The sequence below is a fragment of the Pseudoalteromonas sp. SD03 genome, assembly GCF_040937955.1.
Taxonomy (GTDB): domain Bacteria; phylum Pseudomonadota; class Gammaproteobacteria; order Enterobacterales; family Alteromonadaceae; genus Pseudoalteromonas; species Pseudoalteromonas tetraodonis.
Genome location: NZ_CP162514.1, coordinates 1,972,119 through 1,993,419, shown reverse-complemented (window position 1 = coordinate 1,993,419; position 21,301 = coordinate 1,972,119). Strand labels below are relative to the sequence as shown.

Annotated in this window: 18 protein-coding genes; 13 read left to right on the top strand and 5 right to left on the bottom strand. The window is 38.4% G+C overall.

The genetic code is table 11. From position 1 onward, the window contains the following. Position 1 precedes the first annotated feature (1 nt). From ABZP26_RS09265 to ABZP26_RS09255, 3 genes are all read left to right on the top strand, one after another. On the top strand, positions 2-844 hold the full coding sequence (locus ABZP26_RS09265) for a ScpA family protein (protein WP_368484855.1): 843 nt from the start codon (positions 2-4) through the stop codon (positions 842-844). A 147-nt stretch (positions 845-991) separates the two neighbouring features. Then, a complete protein-coding gene (locus tag ABZP26_RS09260) occupies positions 992-1,543 on the top strand; it encodes a cytochrome b (RefSeq protein WP_058154732.1) in 552 nt (183 codons plus the stop codon). 1 nt (position 1,544) lies between these two features. Continuing rightward, the gene (locus ABZP26_RS09255) at positions 1,545-2,126 is read left to right on the top strand and encodes a YceI family protein (protein ID WP_013465075.1); all 582 of its coding nucleotides are present in this window, start codon (positions 1,545-1,547) and stop codon (positions 2,124-2,126) included. Positions 2,127-2,176: 50 nt separating this feature from the next. On the opposite strand, the gene ABZP26_RS09250 is transcribed toward ABZP26_RS09255, so the two are convergent. Further along, positions 2,177-3,010, bottom strand: coding sequence for a transporter substrate-binding domain-containing protein (locus ABZP26_RS09250; RefSeq protein ID WP_036954547.1), 834 nt, complete (start codon positions 3,008-3,010; stop codon positions 2,177-2,179). 122 nt (positions 3,011-3,132) lie between these two features. Then, entirely contained in the window at positions 3,133-3,300 is a 168-nt protein-coding gene (locus ABZP26_RS09245) for a hypothetical protein (RefSeq protein WP_007375427.1), read from the bottom strand. Positions 3,301-3,713: 413 nt separating this feature from the next. Here ABZP26_RS09245 and ABZP26_RS09240 point away from each other — a divergent pair, with 413 nt between their 5' ends. From ABZP26_RS09240 to icd, 6 genes are all read left to right on the top strand, one after another. Beyond that, positions 3,714-4,649 carry an acetoacetate decarboxylase gene (locus tag ABZP26_RS09240; RefSeq protein ID WP_368484854.1) on the top strand — a complete coding sequence of 312 codons (936 nt, stop codon included), beginning with the start codon at positions 3,714-3,716 and terminating at the stop codon, positions 4,647-4,649. A 20-nt stretch (positions 4,650-4,669) separates the two neighbouring features. Further along, complete coding sequence (locus tag ABZP26_RS09235) at positions 4,670-6,919, top strand: NAD(P)-binding protein (protein WP_368484853.1); 2,250 nt, start codon at positions 4,670-4,672, stop codon at positions 6,917-6,919. A gap of 87 nt (positions 6,920-7,006) precedes the next feature. Beyond that, the gene (locus ABZP26_RS09230) at positions 7,007-9,277 is read left to right on the top strand and encodes a TonB-dependent receptor (RefSeq protein WP_368484852.1); all 2,271 of its coding nucleotides are present in this window, start codon (positions 7,007-7,009) and stop codon (positions 9,275-9,277) included. A gap of 15 nt (positions 9,278-9,292) precedes the next feature. Beyond that, positions 9,293-11,977, top strand: coding sequence for a 7TM diverse intracellular signaling domain-containing protein (locus tag ABZP26_RS09225; protein WP_368484851.1), 2,685 nt, complete (start codon positions 9,293-9,295; stop codon positions 11,975-11,977). Between the two features lie 97 nt (positions 11,978-12,074). Further along, positions 12,075-12,815 carry a glycosyltransferase family 2 protein gene (locus ABZP26_RS09220; protein ID WP_013465070.1) on the top strand — a complete coding sequence of 247 codons (741 nt, stop codon included), beginning with the start codon at positions 12,075-12,077 and terminating at the stop codon, positions 12,813-12,815. Between the two features lie 263 nt (positions 12,816-13,078). Then, positions 13,079-14,329, top strand: coding sequence for an NADP-dependent isocitrate dehydrogenase (gene icd, locus ABZP26_RS09215; RefSeq protein WP_368484850.1), 1,251 nt, complete (start codon positions 13,079-13,081; stop codon positions 14,327-14,329). Between the two features lie 11 nt (positions 14,330-14,340). Here icd and ABZP26_RS09210 read toward each other — a convergent pair whose 3' ends face one another. Continuing rightward, positions 14,341-14,787 (bottom strand): hypothetical protein, encoded by a 447-nt coding sequence (locus ABZP26_RS09210; protein ID WP_368484849.1) that lies wholly within the window; start codon positions 14,785-14,787, stop codon positions 14,341-14,343. 109 nt (positions 14,788-14,896) lie between these two features. Then, positions 14,897-15,844 carry a LysR family transcriptional regulator gene (locus ABZP26_RS09205; RefSeq protein ID WP_368484848.1) on the bottom strand — a complete coding sequence of 316 codons (948 nt, stop codon included), beginning with the start codon at positions 15,842-15,844 and terminating at the stop codon, positions 14,897-14,899. Positions 15,845-15,961: 117 nt separating this feature from the next. On the opposite strand from ABZP26_RS09205, the gene aceK reads away from it, so the two are divergent. The 4 genes from aceK (at position 15,962) to lepB (ending at position 20,481) form a co-directional block, all read left to right on the top strand. Beyond that, entirely contained in the window at positions 15,962-17,743 is a 1,782-nt protein-coding gene (aceK, locus tag ABZP26_RS09200) for a bifunctional isocitrate dehydrogenase kinase/phosphatase (protein WP_368484847.1), read from the top strand. A gap of 395 nt (positions 17,744-18,138) precedes the next feature. Beyond that, positions 18,139-19,101, top strand: coding sequence for a zinc-binding dehydrogenase (locus ABZP26_RS09195; protein ID WP_368484846.1), 963 nt, complete (start codon positions 18,139-18,141; stop codon positions 19,099-19,101). Between the two features lie 86 nt (positions 19,102-19,187). After that, positions 19,188-19,442: a DUF2999 family protein gene (locus ABZP26_RS09190; protein WP_008113615.1), complete on the top strand. Its 255-nt coding sequence runs from the start codon at positions 19,188-19,190 to the stop codon at positions 19,440-19,442. Positions 19,443-19,872: 430 nt separating this feature from the next. Then, on the top strand, positions 19,873-20,481 hold the full coding sequence (gene lepB, locus ABZP26_RS09185; RefSeq protein ID WP_368485617.1) for a signal peptidase I: 609 nt from the start codon (positions 19,873-19,875) through the stop codon (positions 20,479-20,481). Between the two features lie 74 nt (positions 20,482-20,555). Here lepB and ABZP26_RS09180 read toward each other — a convergent pair whose 3' ends face one another. Then, entirely contained in the window at positions 20,556-21,269 is a 714-nt protein-coding gene (locus ABZP26_RS09180; RefSeq protein ID WP_013465062.1) for a flagellar brake protein, read from the bottom strand. Between the last annotated feature and the right edge of the window lie 32 nt (positions 21,270-21,301).

Below are 21,301 nucleotides of genomic sequence, written 5' to 3'. Positions count from 1 at the left end.
AATGAAACAGTCTGAGACGCTATCATCAACGCCAATACCTGATATGCCAGTGCAGCAAAAGCTGCCTCTGGCTTTTTTACATGGTAAAGCCGTTGTTGATAAACCCGAAGATTTATATATCCCGCCTGATGCGCTTGAAGTTATTTTAGAGACCTTTGAAGGGCCTTTGGATCTGCTGCTTTATCTAATTAAAAAGCATAAGCTAGATGTTCTTGAGTTGTCTATTTTTAGCATTACTGAGCAGTATGTAAAATATGTTGAAATGATGAGCGAGTTCCAGCTAGAACTCGCGGGTGAATATTTAGTAATGGCGGCATTGCTGGCCCAAATTAAATCTAGGCTGTTACTGCCTGTTCATGAAGAGTTAGAAGAAGAAGACGATCCCCGCGCCGAGCTTATAAAACGTCTACAAGAGTACGAACAATTTAAAAAAGCGGCCGAAAACATAGACAGCCTACCTCGTGTTGGCCGCGATATCTTTATAGCGCAGGCAAGCGTGCCAGAACTAGCAGAAAAAAACCAGCCATTACCTGAACTGGCAGTCAAAGATTTATTGTTAGCGCTAAGCGATGTCATGGCGCGTGCAAAAACATTCGAGCATCATTTAATTAGCGCTGAAACCCTTTCAACGCGTGAGCGCATGAGCTTGATTTTAAATACCTTATCCCAATCAAAAGCGCCTGTTGCGTTTACTCAATTATTTACCTTTGAAGAGGGACGCAGTGGGGTTGTTGTTAGTTTTATCGCTATGTTAGAACTAATAAAAGAGGGCCTGATTGCCTGCTTACAGGTTGAACCTGATAGCCAAATATACGTGTCTCTTAACGAGTCAGCTGCTAGCTAATCCCTTCTCAACGTCATTTGCAATTATATTAACCTTATACATTTTACTGTGCGTATACGCACGATGAGTGTTTGCATATGCTATTTTAATCACCACTTAATCATTATATCGTAGTGTTATTACTAAATAAGAGATTGGCAGTAGGGAATGTTTAAAAACTCAAAAACCAGCTATGGCGTGGTGGCTATATTTTTACACTGGCTAATGGCGCTGACCGTGTTTGGTCTGTTTGGTTTAGGTTTATATATGGTTGAGCTGACTTATTATGATAGTTGGTATAAAGGATCATTAGACCTACACAAAAGCATTGGCCTTAGCTTAGCAGCGGTTTTTGTTTTTAGGCTGTTATGGCGACACTTTAGTGTTAAACCAAGTCCGATTGGCAGTAACAAGCAGTTAAATCAATTAGCCCAAACAGCACATATTTTAATGTATCTGTTTTTACTGATCATTATGGTGTCAGGGTATTTAATTTCGACGGCTGATGGACGACCCATAGAAGTATTTGGCTTTTTTTATGTAAAAGCTATCGACTTTGCGTTTGATTCTCAGGCTGATATAGCCGGGCAAATCCATTTCTATAGCGCATGCTTATTAATTGGATTTGTAGTATTGCACGTGTTAGGTGCGCTAAAACATCACTTTATCGATAAAGATAAAACATTAATTAGAATGATCAGATTACAAAAGGATGATTAAAATGAAAAAATTATTTTTAACTTCAGCGTTATCAGCAGCGATGTTTATGACAGCGACCACTGCGAATGCCGCAGATTATGTTATTGACACAAAAGGTGCGCATGCTTTTGTAAACTTTAAGATTAAACATTTAGGCTACAGCTGGCTGCACGGGCGTTTTAATACCTTTGATGGCAAATTTAACTACGATGCTAAAAATCCAAATGCGTCTCAAATTAGTGTAAATATTGATACGGCAAGCCTAGATTCAAATCACGCAGAACGTGATAAACACTTACGTGGTAGTGACTTTTTAAACGTAAGCAAATACCCACAGGCAAGCTTTAAGAGTACAGCGATTAAGTTTGACGAAGACGGTGAAGAAGCCACAGTAACCGGTGACTTTACTCTACACGGTGTTACGAAGACAATTACCTTTGAAATAGATAAAATAGGTGAAGGTAAAGATCCATGGGGTGGTTACCGTGTTGGTTTTGAAGGAGAAACTAGCTTAAAATTGGCCGACTACGGTATTGACTATAACTTAGGCCCAGCATCTACCCATGTTGATATTGGTTTATTTATTGAAGGTATTCGCCAGTAAGACTATTTTAAAAAAGCTAAGCGCTAATTAGTAACACGCTTAGCTTTTTATTATTGTAAATGTGCTTCTAATTTGGGTTTTAAATGACTTGGTAACCACCGAGTTAATATCTGTTTATAGTCTTCAGTCTGCTTAATCAGTTTGAGTTGTTGATTAAGCGTAGCAATATCTTCTGCACCTTGCTCGTTTTTAGTACAGCCAATGTAACCGTAACTTATTTCTGGTGCTTCAGTGAGCATCCGCTGGGTTAAATTATCAGTAAAGCCCATTGTTTTTGCTAAATAATAATGTTCACTTGGGTAACCTAATAAAATATCAATTCTTTTAAGGTTAAGCATATATGTTAACGTACTGAGGGTATCGCGGGTTGGTCGAATGACCAGATTTATACCGGGTGTGGTGTTGATTATTTTATCAATTTCACTGCCATAGGAGCGATTCATAGATACACCTAAGGTAAGCTTTTTATTAACTAATAAATTGGTTAATGACACCGGTTTAGCGTCTTCAATCTCAAGCGCACTACTTAGCTTGGTATGCATGGCAATTGATGGCGAAAGCCCTGCTGTAGAGCTTTGATGTGTGAAATAAACACGCTCTTCGCGGTATTTATTCTTATAGAGCGACAAAGCACAGGCATTAGACTGCAGGTTTGCGAGTTCCTGAATCACTTTACCTGAGGGGATGATCACTCTTTCAAAGGTAATATGCGGCAGCTGCTGTTCTAAAAGCGAAATAATACTTTCGTCACGACCTTGTGATTTGTTCGGCCCGCTTATAATGTAGTAGGGCGCAAAATCATGTGTTAACCATTTTATTGTTCTGGCATTACACTTTGTGCTTAAAAATACACAGACTAACAGTATTAACCACGAAAACCGCATTGGCACTACAACGAATAAATAAACAAGGATTTAAGTGTAGTCAATAATACACCAAAAAGTAAAATGCCAGCTTCACGCTGGCATTTAGATTTATTTATAAGTGTTTAACTTATCAATGATAATTAGCTGGCTTTGAGCCACTTTACAAATTGACGTGCATCACTTGCTTTTTGAAACAATGCATTTTTCAAACCTTGTGTATCGCTAAAGATTACACGATGTTTGTTAACCGAAATTGATTGCACTGGATGTGCTATTTGGATCATAGATCCGTTATATTTGTATGACATAATAAAACTCACTTTATTTTTGTTATTTATTCTGGGCTTTTTCTTAAAGCACATTACAGATGATAAATAATCTAATTGTGTTTAGCTTCATTACAGTGTTGACGATCTTTATGACACTTTTACGATGATATTAAAAATAAATCATCAAGGTATTAATAGGGGTTCTCGCCGTACAATAACTTAGCTTTTGAATATACGTTTTGCGGGACTTACTGGATCAGGGTAAAGAGGTTAACCGCTAGGGCTTTTTATAGCCAAGCAGCGATACTACTTCACAACATTTTACTTTGCAAGCAATTTATTAAAATACTTTGAATCGAGTGGAATTCACATATAGCCATAAATATTAATTCGCAAAGGTCAACAGACCCTAATATATCTGACTATACTCAGTTTTTAACTGAGGGGGTCAAATGAGCTCACTATCTACGCCATATCAACATTTTTTATCTAATCCAATAGCAAAGCCGCCTTGTCGTATGCACAATGCGAATATGTATGGTTTTTTTGCTGAGGTAGAATTAGCTAAATCACAAAGATATATTGATTCAACGCTAAACGTAGGCGTTAAAGGAAATATTCGTTTTAAAATACTTGGCGAGTTTGCGCTTATTACATTTACAGATATTGAAAAAATAGCCTCAATGACACCGCCTTTCGCTCAGCATGGTTGGATGCAAGAAACAGATATTATCATCTGGTTGCCTGTCGCTAAAGTTGAAAATGAGGATATAAGCTACTTATATTGGTATCCAGCATTTATCTGCGTTAATAACATTTATGCACTCATAAATGGTCGCGAAACGTGGGGCTATAATAAATATTTATGTGATTACATTATGCCCGAGTGTGTAACTGAGCTTTCGAATTTTTCACTATCTTTAGAATGCTTTGATCATTTTTCGCCTGAATCAAAGCTGCAAATGCATGAGTTATTTACAATTACAATAAACTCTCAGGGGCACGAAAATGACTTTTTCTCTGTCCTAGATGATTTTGGCGAGCAAGTAGCAAATTTGTTTTCTCGTAAACATTTAGGCATTGATTTGTCATTATTAAAGCAGCTATTGAGTGGGTTTGTTAATCCACAAATGGATCAAATATTGTTTAAGCAATTTCCCGATGGCAGTAGTGATTCAGCGGTATACCAAAGCGTAATGCACTCACCCTCTATGATTAAAAAAATACATCGCTTTAAATTTCTGAAACCTGAGTTTACTTTACATCTTAATAAATTAGATAGTTTCCCCCTTGCCGATATGTTTGGTCTGAAGTTAGGTAGCCAAGCGCTGCACTTACCATTTTATGTTCAAATGGATTTTGACCAGTTAGCCGCAACTAAAATTTAAATTGCTTAGAAGGATTTACCATGAACCAAGAAAAAATTGTGATAATTGGTGGCGGTGTATCGGCTATGACTGCTGCACTGTATTTAACTGAGCAGCGTGATTGGCAACAGCATCGAACTATTACTGTATACCAACAAGGTTGGCGTTTAGGTGGTAAAGGCGCAAGTGGCCGTAATGCGGCTCGTGGGCAGCGTATTGAAGAGCATGGCTTGCATGTATGGTTTGGTGCTTATGTAAATAGCTTTAAAACAATAGAAACGGTTTACACTCAGTTACAACGCCCAGTCGATTCACCTTTATCTACATGGCAGCAAGCATTAAAGCCGCATAGTTTTATAGCACTAGAAGAATATATTAATGATCAATGGCAAACATGGCCAATAGATTTCCCCTTATTACCTGGAAATCCTGCGGAGGGTAGTTTGGATATTACGCCATGGGACTTTATTAAAATGACCCTAGCTTGGCTAAAAAAGTGGATACTGGATTTACAATTAGCCGCAAAAAAAGCCAATAAAAATATAAATTTGAGCACAAAAAAATCTCGTGATCAGTCTTTATTACGCCATTTACATCAACAAATAGCGGACTTGGTTGATGATACAGAGGAAACTTGGCAACACTTTGCTGATGATATAAAACAATACTCGAGTGAAATAGCCTCTACTCCCAGCTTATTAATAAGTAAATTAAATCAGTTTGCTCACGCTGACAATACATTAAAACCCCAAGTACAAGAGAAAAAAGATGGCCTTGTCATTTGGTATATAGTTAGAAAACTAAAGCGTTGGCTAAATAGCGAAATGATTGAGTTATTAGACAATAATGCGCAGCTTAGACGATTATATATTTGTGCAGACCTTGCTATTGCAATGTTGGTTGGCCTGGTCAAAGACAAAGTATATCGAGATGGGTTTGGGGTCATAAACAAATTTGATTTTAGACAGTGGCTGATAAGAAATGGGGCAAATGAGCAGTACAGCGCTAACTCTGCGCCAATACGGGGATTTTATGATTTAGTATTTGCTTACGCTGATGGAGACATCAGTAAGCCTAATGTTGAAGCCGGTGTTGCATCACTGGCTATGTTACGTATTGCGCTGTGTTATCGCGGTGGCGTCATGTGGAAAATGCAAGCGGGGATGGGCGATGTCATTTTTGCTCCACTGTATGAGCTACTAAAAAAAAGAGGGGTTAAGTTTGAGTATTTCCATCAATTGCAAAACCTGGAACCCAGCCTAAATGAGCAGGGTGAACGTTTTGTTGAGATAATTAAGTTACAGCAACAAGTTACTTTGAAATCAGGCGCTGAATATCAACCACTTGTTGATGTGAAAAAACTACCTTGTTGGCCAAGTGAGCCGCTTTATGCGCAAATTAATAGTGAACAAGCTGCACTATTAAAACAGCATAATATTAATTTAGAATCTTTTTGGTCTAACTGGCCAGCTCAGTATGAAAACCATTTTGGGCAGCCCCTACCAATAAAAGAATTACGCTACAAAGGTGACTTTGACAGGATTATTCTTGGCGTATCTGTTGCCTCACTTGAACATGTATGTCCTTCTTTACTTGCATTGGATACAAATTTTGCAGCTCAAGCAAAGCAAGTTAAAACGGTGGCAACGCAGGCAGCCCAATTGTGGCTTAGTAAGACTGACGAGCAATTAGGTTGGCAATATAGGCCACCTAGCAAAGAAGGCCCCATTCTCAGTGGCTTTAGCGAACCATTTGATACATGGGCTGCGATGATGAATTTAATCGACAAAGAACAATGGCCTATCGATTGTTCTCCTAAAAACATTGCTTACTTTTGCAGTGTTTTTCCTTGTGACTATTACCCGCCACAAAGTGAACATCAATTTGTTTTTCAAGCAAAATCGCAAGTAAAAGCTAATCTTAAAGGTATGCTAGAAAATAACATACAGGCTATTTGGCCAATAGCGTATCAAAATAATCAATTTGACTGGTCTGTTTTGCATGGCTCTCAGTTATCAGGGGATGAACGATTAAATGCTCAATACTGGCGAGTAAATGTGGATCCCAGTGAGCGCTATGTTTTGTCAGTTGCGGGCTCAAGTCAATATCGTCTGGCAACTGATGAAACACAATTTACCAATCTTTTTATTACCGGTGACTGGATAAAAACAGGCGTTAATGCCGGTTGTGTTGAAGCGGCTGTCATGGCTGGTATGCAAACAGCAAGAGCAATGGTGGGTTACCCACAACACATTAGTGGCGAAGATGCATTTGCAGCCCTCAAACATTAAAATATTATTCATATAACCGTATTATCGATTGATTAGTATATAATTAAACATGCTGTTTACATTTGTCTAGCGTAAAGGTCACAAGAAATGAAAAATAAAGGCAAGCTTCTCAATAAGAAAATAGGGTTGATATGCTTACCAGGCTTCTTACTGCCACTGCAGGCGAAAGTACTTGTAGATGATGAAAGTGCGAATGCGCGTAATATGGAAATCATAGAAGTTTATGCGCAAAAAAGAGCGCAAAAAATTGAAGAAGTTGGCATTTCTGTAAGCACCATTAAAGGTAATGATCTTCAAGTACAACACGTTAAAGATTCGACAGAGTTGTCTGTATTTGCTCCTAATCTAAAAATTAGTCAAAACGCAGCGGAAGGCACACCGCCAGCGGTTAACATTCGTGGTGTAGGGCTAGTTGATTACAATACGGCGAATACATCCCCTGTGGCGATGTATGTTGATGACATTGCTGTTGGCTCTGCAAGTAACCAAATTGTTAATTTATTTGATATTGAACAAATTGATATTTTGCGTGGTCCTCAAGGCACTTTATTTGGTCGCAACTCTACTGGGGGCGCTATTTTAATCCGCTCTAAACGCCCTGAGTTTGAACAAAGTGGTTATTTAAGCACTGGCATTGCTAATAACAATGCGACCAGTGTTGATGCTATGTTTAATTCAGCACTTAGTGAAAACACTGCCGTTCGTATAGCGCTTAATCATCAAGATTATGATTATTCCACTAACAATATTTTTGCCGACTCACCGAAAGCTGGCATGCGACAAACGAATGGCCGAGTTTCCTTTTTAGCTGATTTTGACACGGTACAGCTATTGATAAAAGGGCATATTGCCGATTGGGATGGCATAGTACAGCCGGTTGGCAGTATTGGAATTGTTGCTAATCCACTAAAAGGAGAGCGATGCTCGCCAGCACAAGCGGGTTCAACCAATTGTTTTGATAATTTTGGCTTTAATGATGCCAGTGATGATTTTTATACTGTAAGCGTTAATAATAATTCGCCACATAAAACCGATGGTAAGGGGGTTAGTGCCCATGCTAATTGGCAATTAGACACACACAATGAGCTTGTTTTTTTAAGCAGTTATAACAAATTAAAACGGGACCATGCTTTTAATTGTGATGGCTCTCCCGCACAGTTATGTGAGGGCAACTTAGGGTTAAATACTGATTTGGTGACGCAAGAATTGCGATTGCAATCTCAGTTGGGTGAGCATTTTTTAACGACGGGAATATATTATGCTGATGAGTCTATTGTTCAAGATAATGTAAATGATATTTTACGCGACTATCGGGGAGTTTTATCGACAGATTTAACCGCTACTTTTTTTTATAATAATAAAATAAACACAAAGAGTATGGCTGCGTTTACGCAACTCGATTATCAATTAAACCAAGATTGGTTGATCACTGCAGGGCTTCGTTACTCTTATGAATCGTTAGACTACGACTCAGTATCTCAGCTTAACGTTTTAATAGATGCTGACGATTTAACAGGGGTTAAGGTTCCATTTTATCGTGTTCAAGGAGAGCAGTCAGATAATGGCATTTCAGGGCAGTTAGGAGTGAACTTTAAAGTCGATGATTCAACTTACGCCTATTATCGTTTTGCTAATGGCGCCAAAAGCGGAGGCTATAACGGTGGATTTTTATCATCGGTTGAACAGGCCCAACTCGCTGACTATCAAAAAGAGCGGTTAAACTCACATGAAATCGGATCAAAGTCCTGGTGGCCACAGCAGGGTATTCGATTTAACTGGGCTGCATTTTATTATGATTATAATGATCAACAAGTCTTTATGAATCAGCCTTCAACATCTGAGCAGAGCCCGCCAATTCAATTATTAGAAAATGTGGCTGACTCCATTATTTACGGCTTAGAAGCTGATCTTGAGTATTGGCTGACCGATAATTTGAATGTTAAGTTTGCTATGGGTTATATACCTCATGCAGAGTTTGAAGAATATGTTGATCCACTAGGGAATGCGTTAACTAATAATCGTTTGCCGTTTACCTCAAAATGGAATCTCAGTGCGGGTATTGAATACACTTTTGAGGTGGCTAATCACCCACTAACTACTCAATTATTAGTTGATTATCAATCCGATTACTATTTTGATCAGAATCAAAACCCCTATGCGATGCAAGACAGCTATAGTATTTTTAACGCCAATATACACTATCAACACGATAACTGGGGGGTTGCCATTTGGGGTAAAAACCTGTTTGGTACTCAATACAGTCACTTAAAATTTGATTTAAGTTCTTTTCTTGGCATGCTTGAAGATTTTAAGGGTGAAGGCCGGCGTTTTGGCTTGGATATTAGTTATCAGTTTTAATTTAAGGTGCAAAGTATGCCAATAAAGGCAGCTCTAAAGCTATTTATATATTGTGTATTTATATGCTTTAGCAATTTAGCAGTGGCAAATGCACTTGAGCCTTTTGCTTATACTTTGAAACAACAAGATACTGATTTGCTTAATCAAGGCAGTGTATTTCAAGTCACTGATGGCGCTTTTCCCCGAGACCATAGCGATATAGAAACGTGGCTTGAAAAAAAGCAACCACAATCGAGAACATCGTTTTTTGGTGGTAGTTTTTGGTTTGTGATTAAGCTGGAAAACAAAACTGATTTAAATGAACTTGTGTTATATCCCTATAACACGCTGCTTTCAAAAATTGAGACGCGTATTTATGATATGTCGAATTTTGATGAGCCAATAAATCGTTATACAACGGGTGGCATTTACCCTAATGAGTTTGCATTTCATTATGGTAATAGAATTGAGCTGACGCCTAATCGTCCCTATATGTTAATTGCAAAATTTCAAAGTGAATACTTTTACACCCCACCTAAATTAGTGCTTTCACCTTATGATGATTTTTTTGTGAAAAAAACATCATATAACATGATTATGCTGCTGTGCTTTGGGGTTGGTATTGCATTAGGTTTATACAATTTTCTTATTTACTTGGGTGATAGAGATAAAACCCATTTGCATTACGCCCTGTTTACCGCGTGCTGGGTATTAGCTTGGAGTCAGTTTTTTCATATACCAGATCAAATTTTTGGTTTTTACAACGCCCATTTTCATTGGCTAGGTTTTACCTTAATTCCCATCACAAATATCCTATTTTTTAACAGCTTACTTAAATTAAAGGAAACGTCTCCTCAATTATCACGGTTTTCAATTTACTTGGGCATTATTGCTACCGCAGGTACTCCATTTACAATCATTTGGCCAGGTTTTGGCTTTATATGGGCTACTTTAGTAACGGGGGCTACTTTGTGCCTGGGTATGATTGTTGGTATACGAAGTTGGTTAAGTGGCTTTAAGCCCGCTCGCTATTTTGTTTTAGCGTATTTGGCGATGGCCATTCCTAATATGGTCGGCAATTTAACTAATTTAGGGCTAATTGAACCTATAAAGATAGATCTCTATTTACTTGGGCTCATTGGTACCGCACTCGATGCAGTGCTACTTGCTTTTGCCGTGGCAAATAAATTTAGCATTTTACACCATGAGAATGTTGAATTGACTAAAAATTTAGAACACAAAGTACAGTTGCGTACTCAAGAGTTACAACAATTAGCTGAAGAACTTCGTGATGCAAGTGAAGCTAAAAGTCGATTTTTAGCCAATATGAGCCACGAAATTCGCACCCCAATGACATCAATCATTGGTTATGCTGATGGTATTATTTTAGGTGATATACAGCCTCATGAGAGAAACCATGGCATTCGGGTGATTTTGCAAAATAGTCGTCATGTTCTTGGCTTAATTAATGACATTTTGGATATGTCAAAAATTGAGGCTAATCGTCTAGAGATAGAGCTAGTTGAAACGGACTTGTTTGCCACTATTGCTGAAATCGAATCGTTATTAGGAAAACAAATTCGTGATAAAGGCTTAAAATTTAAAGTTGATTATCAATTTCCGCTACCTGATTGGATAGTCTCAGATCCAACTCGATTGCGACAAATATTATTAAATTTAGCAACCAATGCGCTTAAATTTACCAGCCAAGGTTATATAAAGCTAACGGTTAGCTGTAATAAAAAACAACTAATTATTAAAGTGAAAGATACGGGAATTGGTATGACCGACAGTGAGCAAAAAGACCTATTTACTCCCTTTCATCAAGCTGACTCGTCGATTTCTCGTAAATACGGTGGCACTGGACTTGGATTAAACATATCAAAAAGCTTAGCAACTAAACTAGATGGCGATATTACGGTTTATTCTGTACTCGGTAGCGGCAGTGAGTTTTGTTTTTCTATGGCACTGCATACAACGGAACATACAAAATGGGTTTACGCATTTGACGATATCTGTAAGTCACAAAACAAAGAGATCCCTTTAAATAGTAACCAGCGAAATTTGATTGGTAGGGTACTCGTGGCTGAAGATCACCCAGAAAACCGACAGCTGATTAAGCGGATTTTAGAACGAATGGGTTTAACCGTGGTGACAGTAGAAAATGGCCGAGATGCCGCGCAAGCGACACTTGATGAACAATTTGATTTAATTTTATTAGATATTCAAATGCCAATTATGGATGGTGAACAAGCAATTAGTATTATGCAAGCAACAGGAGTAACAACACCGATTGTGGCGCTTACTGCGAACACGATGAAGCATGAAGTAGATCGTTATTTAAAACAAGGTTTTACCGATCATATTGCCAAACCCATCGATAGACGGTGTTTTAGTAGTAAAATCGCAAGTTATCTTGATATTGATATATGCGAAAATATTAAGCTGCCTGATGATGAGTTTGCTCTGCTCAAGCAAGAATACATTAAAGGATTAAAAAAACAAAAACACACATTACAGTCGCAATTTAAGCAGGGTGATATAATCGGTTTTGCACGCAGCGTACATATGATTAAGGGAACGGCAGGGATGTTTGAATGCCAAGCACTGTATCAACAAGCTGTTGAGTTTGAAAAACGATTAAAATCCGCTAACGCCGTGCTTGATAGACATCAAGTAGAGGCTTTACTCAATACAATTGACGTTATTTTAGAAGCTTAAAACCATACTTTTTAAAGCCTTGTTTCCTATGTTGTTATGATCTGTTTATAATAGGAAGATAATTTTTAAAATACAGTGTTATTAAAAAGGAAATTTTGTGAAGCTATCTGTTTGTATTATATGTAAAAATGAAAAGGATAAAATTGAGCGTTGTTTAGAGTCAGTAAAGTGGGCAGATGAAATCATTGTACTTGATTCAGGTAGCACTGATGAAACACGTGCTATTGCAAATAAATACACAGATAAAGTATTTGTGCGTGATGACTGGCAAGGGTTTGGTGAGCAAAGACGTAGAGCAGAAGCATTAGCAACTAACGATTGGATTTTTGCAATTGACTGTGATGAAGTTGTCAGTGAGCGTTTAAAGGAAGAAATAATAACGACATTGGCAAAATGCAATGAGAAAAATATTTTAAAGCTTAACCGTTTAACGTATTTTTGTGGCCAATTTATTCGACACAGCGGCTGGTATCCTGATCGTATTGCGCGTATTTACAATAAAAAAATAACAGGTTATAACCAAAACTTAGTGCATGAGTCTGTTGTAATGCTTGATTGTAAACCAATTGAGCTGAAAGAAAATATATTACATTTTCAGCATGAAGATATTTTTGGCTATATGAATAAAAGAAACCATTATGCGCACATAGGTGCAGAGCAAATGGAAAAAAAGGGTAAAAAACCATCACTCTTGAAGGCAAGTAGTTCCGCTTTTTTTGCTTTTATCCGCCATTATTTTTTAAGACGTGGCTTTTTAGATGGTAAAGCAGGATTTGTTATTGCGGTTATACAAAGTCAATATAGCTTTAATAAATACTTATTTGCCTATTATAAGTAATCTCACTTAGCAGGTTAATTTTATAATCATCCGGTGGTTAAAATTAATCTGCAGTTATGCTCTACTCAGTAATGTTCTATTTGGTCGGGTGTTAAATAAAATGCCTGATGCCACCTTGGTTAAAAAATCGTTCCCTTATTTTTACTAATAGTGAATACCGTGCAGTTATTCGCTGCGGTGATATCAATTATAAAAATGCAATTACAGACACCTATTAACGAACATGCTTTAATGAAAAGAGGATGTTTTTCTAGGTGTTAACAATGCAATATCAACATATTACTGTGCCAGAAAATGGTGAACATATACTTATTGATGAACAAGGACAGTGGCATATACCCGAACACCCTATTATTGCTTATATTGATGGTGATGGCGTCGGCCTCGATGTCATGCCAGTGATGCGAAAAGTAGTGGATGCCGCCATAGAGCATAGTTATGGCGCAAGACGCAAAATTCATTGGATGCAAGTTTACAATGGTGAGCAAGCTGCCAAGCTTTATGACGGTGATTGGTTCCCTCAAGAAACGATTAATGCAGTACGAGATTGTAAAATCGCGATTAAAGGCCCTTTAACAACACCGCTTGGAGGCGGATTTCGCTCGCTCAATGTCGCGCTTCGTCATGAAATGGATTTGTATGTAAATATGCGAACCATTAAAGGATTTAGTGCATTACCGTCACCATTAAAAAACCCATTTACCACGCATATTACCGTGCTGCGTGATAGCAGTGAAGATGTGTACTCAGGAATTGAGTGGCAAGCGGGCAGTGTTGAAAGTGAAAAAATGCTCGATTTTTTATGTGAAGAAATGGGCGTAACTCGGCTTCGTTTTACCCAAGAGTGTGGTTTAGGTATTAAAAATATCTCTAAAGAGGGATCAGAGCGATTAATACGCTATGCAATTAATTATGCCCTAAAAAATAATAGTGAATCACTCACTTTAGTTCACAAAGGTAATGTACTTAAGTTCACCGATGGCGCATTTAAGCGCTGGGGATTTGCACTGGCCAAACGTGAATATGCTGCCATTGAGCATCAAAACGGGCGCTGGCTTGAAATACAACGTGCTGATTTACCGCCGCTGGTTATTAAAGAAGTAATTGCCGATAATATGCTTCAGCAGTGTTTAATGGATCCTGCTCAATTTGATGTGGTGGCCACCACTAATCAAAACGGAGACTTTTTAGCCGATATGCTCAGTGCACAAGTCGGTGGAGTAGGGATTATGCCGGCGGCAAACTTAAATACCGAAGTTGCGTTTTTTGAACCCACACATGGTACATTTGAGCGCATAGCAGGACAAGATAAGGCAAATCCGAGCAGTAGCTTATTGAGTGCGGTGTTAATGCTTAAGTTTATGGGATGGAGTGAGGCTGCTTGTTTAATTGAAAACGCGCTTGAAAGCACATTTGCCAGTGGACAGGTTACATTTGATTTAGCTCAATCAAATCATAACTCGACAACCTTAAGTTGCAAACAATTTGCCAACAAGGTTATCGAGCACTTTTAAAGGGCAGCATTTTACGCTGCAGAGGCGTTAGCTGTTTGCTCGCGATGAACGCATGGACGCTCTGTCAGCTCTGCAGCTCTGTGGTAAAGTTTATGGGCGCTTGGCTCATCACAGAGTGTGCCACTAAGCGTATCCATTAAAGCAACCACAATAATTGCAGGCACTTGGCAACAGTATTCATCTAGAACGGCTGCGGTTGTTTGTGCATCTAAATGACAATGTGGATGACTTTTACGTTGATATGCATTTAATAAAGTATTCACGTCGAGAATGTCGTTTTCTTGGTGTTTTGTTTTACGACATGCACACCCAAACTCATCAACTAACGTGGCTAACGCTTGGTAAATGTGTTGCGTTTGAAGTGTTGTTTTACGACACAATTGTTGTTCAATGAATTGATGTAAATTTGCATCAATGAATAATCCGTCTTGTTGTGTGAAGCTTGCTGATGTTTGCATAATTATTACTCTTAGTTTGTTGGCTTAACTTCACTGTAGCGCTAAGTGTAATATTAATGAAATTGTTGTTTTCAATAACTGATATTGATTTGATCAATATTTTAATTCTTTACCTATCAATCACTGTATTTGCAAACGCCAACAACTCGCGTCTAAGCCATTGGTGCGCTGGTGTATGGTGTAATAACGGGCTCCATATCATTTTTATTTCTATGGGGACGATTTGAAATGGCACAGGGCTAATCACTAAATTAGTATGGCTAGTTAAAAGCTTTGCTTGACGACGCGGAAGGGTTGCAATGAGTTGCTCAGATTGACACAGTAAACTGGCAATCATGTAATGACGGGTAAACACTCTTATTTTACGTGTTTGTTCTAATTGCCATAATGCCTCATCGACCCAGCCTAATTTTTGTTTACCTGATTTATTGGTCACAGCGGGTTCGGGGCCCCAGCCGGCTCGATTAACCCAAATATGTTCACTTTTTAAGTATTGGTCTAAGTTTGCATCGTTTAAAAATGGATTATGTGGATGGGTTAAACAACAGTAGTTATCTCGCCATACAGTAGCTTGATGAAAAGAGCGCGGCAGACCATTAAAACGGTTTATTGCCAAATCGATAGTGCCTTTTTCCATATCCTGCAGGTTAACGTCGCTGGGGCTAAGTACATCGAAGTCAATGCCCGGATTTTTAGCTAGCTGCTCGCAAATAAAGGGAGCAATTAGCGTCGATTCTAAATAATCGTTTGCCATAATACGAAACGTCACGTTGGCAGTAGCCGGATTAAACTGCTCACTGGGCTGCGTGATCTCTTCTGCCATTTTTAACAGCGATTCAATTTCGGGCTTAAGGGCAAGGGCTTTAGCTGTTGGGGTCATGGAGCCCGCAGCTCGTACCAGCAAAGGATCGTCAAATAAATCTCTTAGGCGTTTTAACGCATTGCTCATAGCCGGTTGTGTTAATGCGAGTTTATTGGCCGCTTTAGACACACTTTTTTCATCTATTAATACATTTAAATAGACGAGTAGGTTGAGATCGACATTTCTTATATTCATATGATCAATTTTATTTATTTGCTGTATTAATTATCTAAATTAAAGCGTGCTTGCTAAGGTGTAAACCTCTAATAAAAAATAATCAGCATAATTGCTAAAAATAGAAGCGCCTATACTATGCCTAGCACGTCGTTAACGTCTACCCACAATCCTATACAAGAACTCATAGCCACTAAGTTAGCACGCGCTGTATTTGCTGGCTTTGAAGCTATGTTTGCACAGTTTTTAAATATTACCTTAGGGGCACAAAGTCGCTTTGAACAACGCCAATATCATGAGGTGCAAGCGGCAATGCGAGCGCGCTTGCAAGTGTATGAGCGTCAAGTAAAGCAGGTGAGTGAGGCCGTTAAAGTGATTGCCTATGATGAACTAAACTGTCCACAAACATGGCAACGTGCAAAAAATATTTATGGCGAAATGGTTAAAGAGCATGAAAACCAGCCAATTGCACATACGTTTTTTAATTCTACTTTTGGCGCTATTTGGGATGATAAAAAAATTCGTACGGTGCATTTATTTGTTTTAAAAGCAAAGTACCGGGGGCAACCACGTTCTTATGAAGGGCTTGTGAGTCGTATTTCCTTAAAAGAAGGGTTTGACAGAGCAGTTAAAACCTTAGTTAATGAACAAGTGTTTAGAGTGCCATTTAAAAATTTAAACGAGGACTTAGCTAAACTACAAGCAACGTTAACCCAAGGGGCGCAGCAACAATGCAGACAAGTGTATGAGCTAATAAGTTTAAATGACGGCTATATTGAGTACGCCAATTCACACTTTTACCGAAATAAAGCGTGTTATGTAATAGGACGTTGTATTGCTAAAAATGGCGATAATATGCCCTTTGCAATAGCCATTTTAAATACCCCTGACGGGCTTACAATTGATGCTGTGATGATGGGCGCTGATCAGCTTAGCTTGTTATTTGGCTTTGCGCGCACGTACTTTATGGTAGATACCGACCAACCTGCAAGGTATGTAGATTACTTAAGTGTGTTAATGCCTCACAAACAACGGTTTGAATTGTTTAATGCGATAGGTTTTATTAAACATGCGAAAACAGAATTTTATCGCTATAAGGTGGACACGACTAAAAGTAGCCCCGAGCAATATAAATATCATTTAGCGCCAGGTACACCAGGTATGGTCATGCTTGTTTTTACAATTGATGGCCTAGACTATGTGTACAAAGTAATAAAAGATAAATTTAGTGCACCAAAAACGGCGACAAAACAGCAGGTAAAAGATAAATATAACTTTGTAAAACAGGCTGATAGAGTAGGGCGATTAGTTGATACTCATGAATTTAGATACCTAGCCTTTGATTTAAGTCGTTTTAGTAATGAATTGCTTACACAAATGAAAAAACACATTGGTGATAGCTTAATTATTTCGGGTAAAGCGTTAATACTCAAACATGTCTATGTTGAGCGAAAAATGACACCGCTTAATTTATATATCGGTCAATGTACCAGTAAATCACTGCAGCAGGTGATGGTTGATTATGGTAAAGCGATTAAAGAGCTTGCCAGTGCTAATATTTTTGCCGGTGACATGCTAATGAAAAACTTTGGTGTGACACGTTGGGGGCGAGTGGTATTTTATGATTACGATGAAATTTGCCCTCTTACTGATTGTAATTTTAGAGAAGTGCCAAATACTGACAACGCGTTAGAGGAAATAAGCTCACATTCTTATTTTGATATAGACCAAAATGATATATTCCCGAGTCAATTTAAGGTGTTTTTTAGTGCAAGCAGCAGTGCCTTTAGCCATTTTAATCATTATCATAGTGATTTATTTACGGCAAAGTACTGGCAAATGACTCAGCAAGGTATTGAGCAAGGTCAGCTTCCTGATGTATATCCTTATAAACAAAGCTGGCGCTTTAATAATTTATAGTTTTGTTTATCTTTCAAGGTTAAATTTGAAGTTGTGTTTTTAGGCAATGCTTCCCCAGCAATTGCTAATAACGCAGCATAAATGCAGAACATGTACTGCCCAACGAGTTCGGTCTAAATTGAACAAAGGTTAGTCGACAAAGGCCAATAAACTGATTAAATCAGCACTGAATTTTTGTGCTTAAGGCGCTGTTAACTCCAAAAGGAGTATTATGAGTTTAAATTAGTTGGCTTCGCTTTTTTGTCAGGCTTTGTGTTTGCCAGTGCTAAAACCCCGAGGTTACATCAATAAAATTACTAATCACTACACACTTTAAATATATTACACAGAAAATAACGAGTTAGTTGAAGCCGAAGTATGGCGAAAATCAAATAGAATAAAATACGAGGAGATTTATGCAGTACATTTCACATCAAGATCAGCAATTGACGTTTGAACAAACCGACAAGCCGCAGATTAGCAGTAATGAAGTATTGGTAAAAGTAGCAGCGATTGGCGTTAACCGCGCCGATTGTATGCAGCGCCAAGGTAAGTATCCTGCTCCTGAAGGGGATAGCCCTATTCTAGGACTCGAATGTGCAGGTACCGTGTGTGAGCTTGGCAGTGAGGTAGACCTTAAATGGCAAGATAAGCGTATTTTTACTCTATGTGCCGGTGGTGCGTACAGTGAATATGTCGCGGTCGATGCGCAGCAATTAATGGAATTGCCAGATAATATTTCTATGGCACAAGGTGCTGCTATTAGTGAAGTGTATTTAACTGCCTTTGGCGCACTCTTTGAGTTAGGAAAACTACAATCAGGGCAAACGGCGCTTATTCATGCCGGTGCCAGTGGCGTAGGCGGAGCGGCTATTCAAATGGCAAAAAGTGCCGGTGCACAGGTGGTAATAACAGCAGGGTCTGATGAAAAATGTGAACACGCTAAAAGCTTGGGTGCTGACCATGTGATTAATTATAAAACCACTGATTTTGTTGAATATATGAAGGCACATAACTTAAGTGCAAACGCCATAGTCGATCCGGTTTCTGGCCGCTATTTGAATAAAAATGCCAAAGTGGCCGCAATGGATTGTCAGATTGTGATGCTCGCATTTTTAGATAGTCGCTTTGCCGAAGTCGATTTTGCACGCTTATTACAAAAGCGCATTTCGTTTCATGCCTCGACATTACGTAATCGCAGTATCGCGTTTAAGCGCGCGTTAAGAGATGCATTTGTAGCGCGCTTTTATGATGATATTGCCAATCAGAAATATGACTTTAATATTTATAAAATCATGCCATGGCAACAAGCTAGTGAGGCACATGCCATTTTAGAGGGTAATGAAAACTCAGGTAAAGTTGTATTGTTGGTAGAGTGAAACAAGTAATGCCACAGGGATTAATATTGTTAATCCCTGTATGAGGCCATATACTTTAACAAACTATTTCGATTTTAAGGTTAATAATGAATCCAATTATTGCAATATTAAAAGAGCACAATGTCAGCGATGAAAAAGTAGCGGCATTATTTGAAGCATTTACCCAAAACCCAATGATGGCTATGGCTTTAGTACAAGAGCTGGGCATACCACCTGAAAAACTTCAGCAATTGATGGCGGTAGTAATGACCCAACCTCATTTAATTAAAGAAGCAACGGATGAATTAGGTTTAGATTTTGCAAAAGTACAAGAAGCGAAAGACAAGTTAAACCAGCAGTAAACTATCTTTAGAGACATGTTTTATGCATGTCTCTATCCCTAAACATGTTTTGTTACACACTCATTTGAACGGCTCTGCATTTATACAGTCAAATAAATACTTAACCTATAGCAGGGACAAAACATGAAGCGACTTTATAAATTTTGGAAAAATAACCGTTCTTAAGGGCCTGTTAACCTTTCAAGGTTGAATTTGCAGTAGTCTGTTTGGTATTTAAGCAAGGCAGAGCCTATGTGGTGTGGTTATTCCCCATAAATAGGCGATAACGTAGCATCAATGCCAAACAGGTATTGCCCAAAGGGTTCTTCCAAGGGGCGATTAACTCTTTGTTACTCGGTTTTTACTTAGCCCACTAGGTTACAAACCTCGCGCCGCGATTAAATCGCCCCTTGTTTGAACAAATTCCAATCCGCAAAGGTCAACAGGCCCTATTGTTTTTATTATTTTAATGAGTGTGTTTCGTAGTGCCGTCGCCGATTGGTACGAAGTACCAACAGGTTCAATGAAACCGACTATTGAAGAAGGCGACCGAATCCTTACCGATAAAATGGCGTATGATTTACGTATACCATTTACGCATGTATCCCTGTTAAGACTGGCAGAACCACAAACCGGCGATATTATTGTATTTGATTCTAAAGTGGCGGATAACCGTTTAATAAAACGCGTTATTGGCACACCAGGTGATATAGTTTCATTGCAAAATAACGAATTGACCATTAATGGCGAGAAAGTAAGTTATAGCACTTTAAACGAGAGTATTCGGTGGCTAGATAAAACTGAGCACTTAAAGGGGCATGCTCATACCATACGGCTTACCAAATCGGCAGCAAGCTTAGTGCAGTTTCCGGCAACACCAATAGCAGCAGATCATTATCTGGTTATGGGTGATAACCGCGATAACAGTGCGGACTCACGGGTTATTGGATTAATTCCACGTGATGAGTTGCTGGGTCGGGCAGAGCGAGTGATTGTCTCGCTTGATTATGATGATTACTACTTGCCAAGAAGTGACCGGTTTTTGAAGCGTTTAGAATAAAAAACTAACTATTACAATGGCTAAGCAAGATTGGTTAGCCATTGCTGTTTTTGCAGGTAGGATTATTTAAGGCATTAATCAATATCAATCGAGTAAGCTTCTAACAGCTTGTTAAGCTTAACTTGCTCTGAAGCATCAAACTCTATACCAACGCTAAGGCGGTTGCCTTTCATTTGGTTATTCCTAATGTAAGACGTAATAATAACAGGCTCGTTGTCTAATGGAGAAAGTATATGCACAAAAACTTGACGTTTTTTTAGTGCAACAAATCCAGAGCTTACGTGAATAGCAAAGCGACAACCACTCGGAGAAATATCAATAATTAAACCGTGCAATAAGCTTTTATTATCAGCATCAATATCGCCTTTATGTAAACTAATTTTAGCCGGAATGTGTGTAGGCAACCTGCTAGTTTCACGTAATTGGCGGCTTTCAATTTTTTTAGGGTAAGCTAAATAAATTAATCGTTCAGGGCGAAATGAAATCGCTAATATGCTGGTTGAAAAAGCAACACATTCGCCCCGTTCGTCTTCAATGATATAACGTACAATAGCCCCATTACCTTCAACTAAAATGTCGCTGTAATCATTTTTACCTGCTTGAGCAGGGTATTTTAATATTAAATATTTACCGGTGTCGTAGCCGATTAAAGTGAGTTTAAAGCGAACCTGAATGGGATTGTTAAATTGTATATCAATTAGCTTTCCCGGGAGTAAATCGAGGAAAAACTTCTTTTGATCTTCAGTTGGTTTATCTTCAACAGTAGTATTATTTTTATTTGTTTCCACAAACACTTTCTCAATATTAACAGACGCTTAAT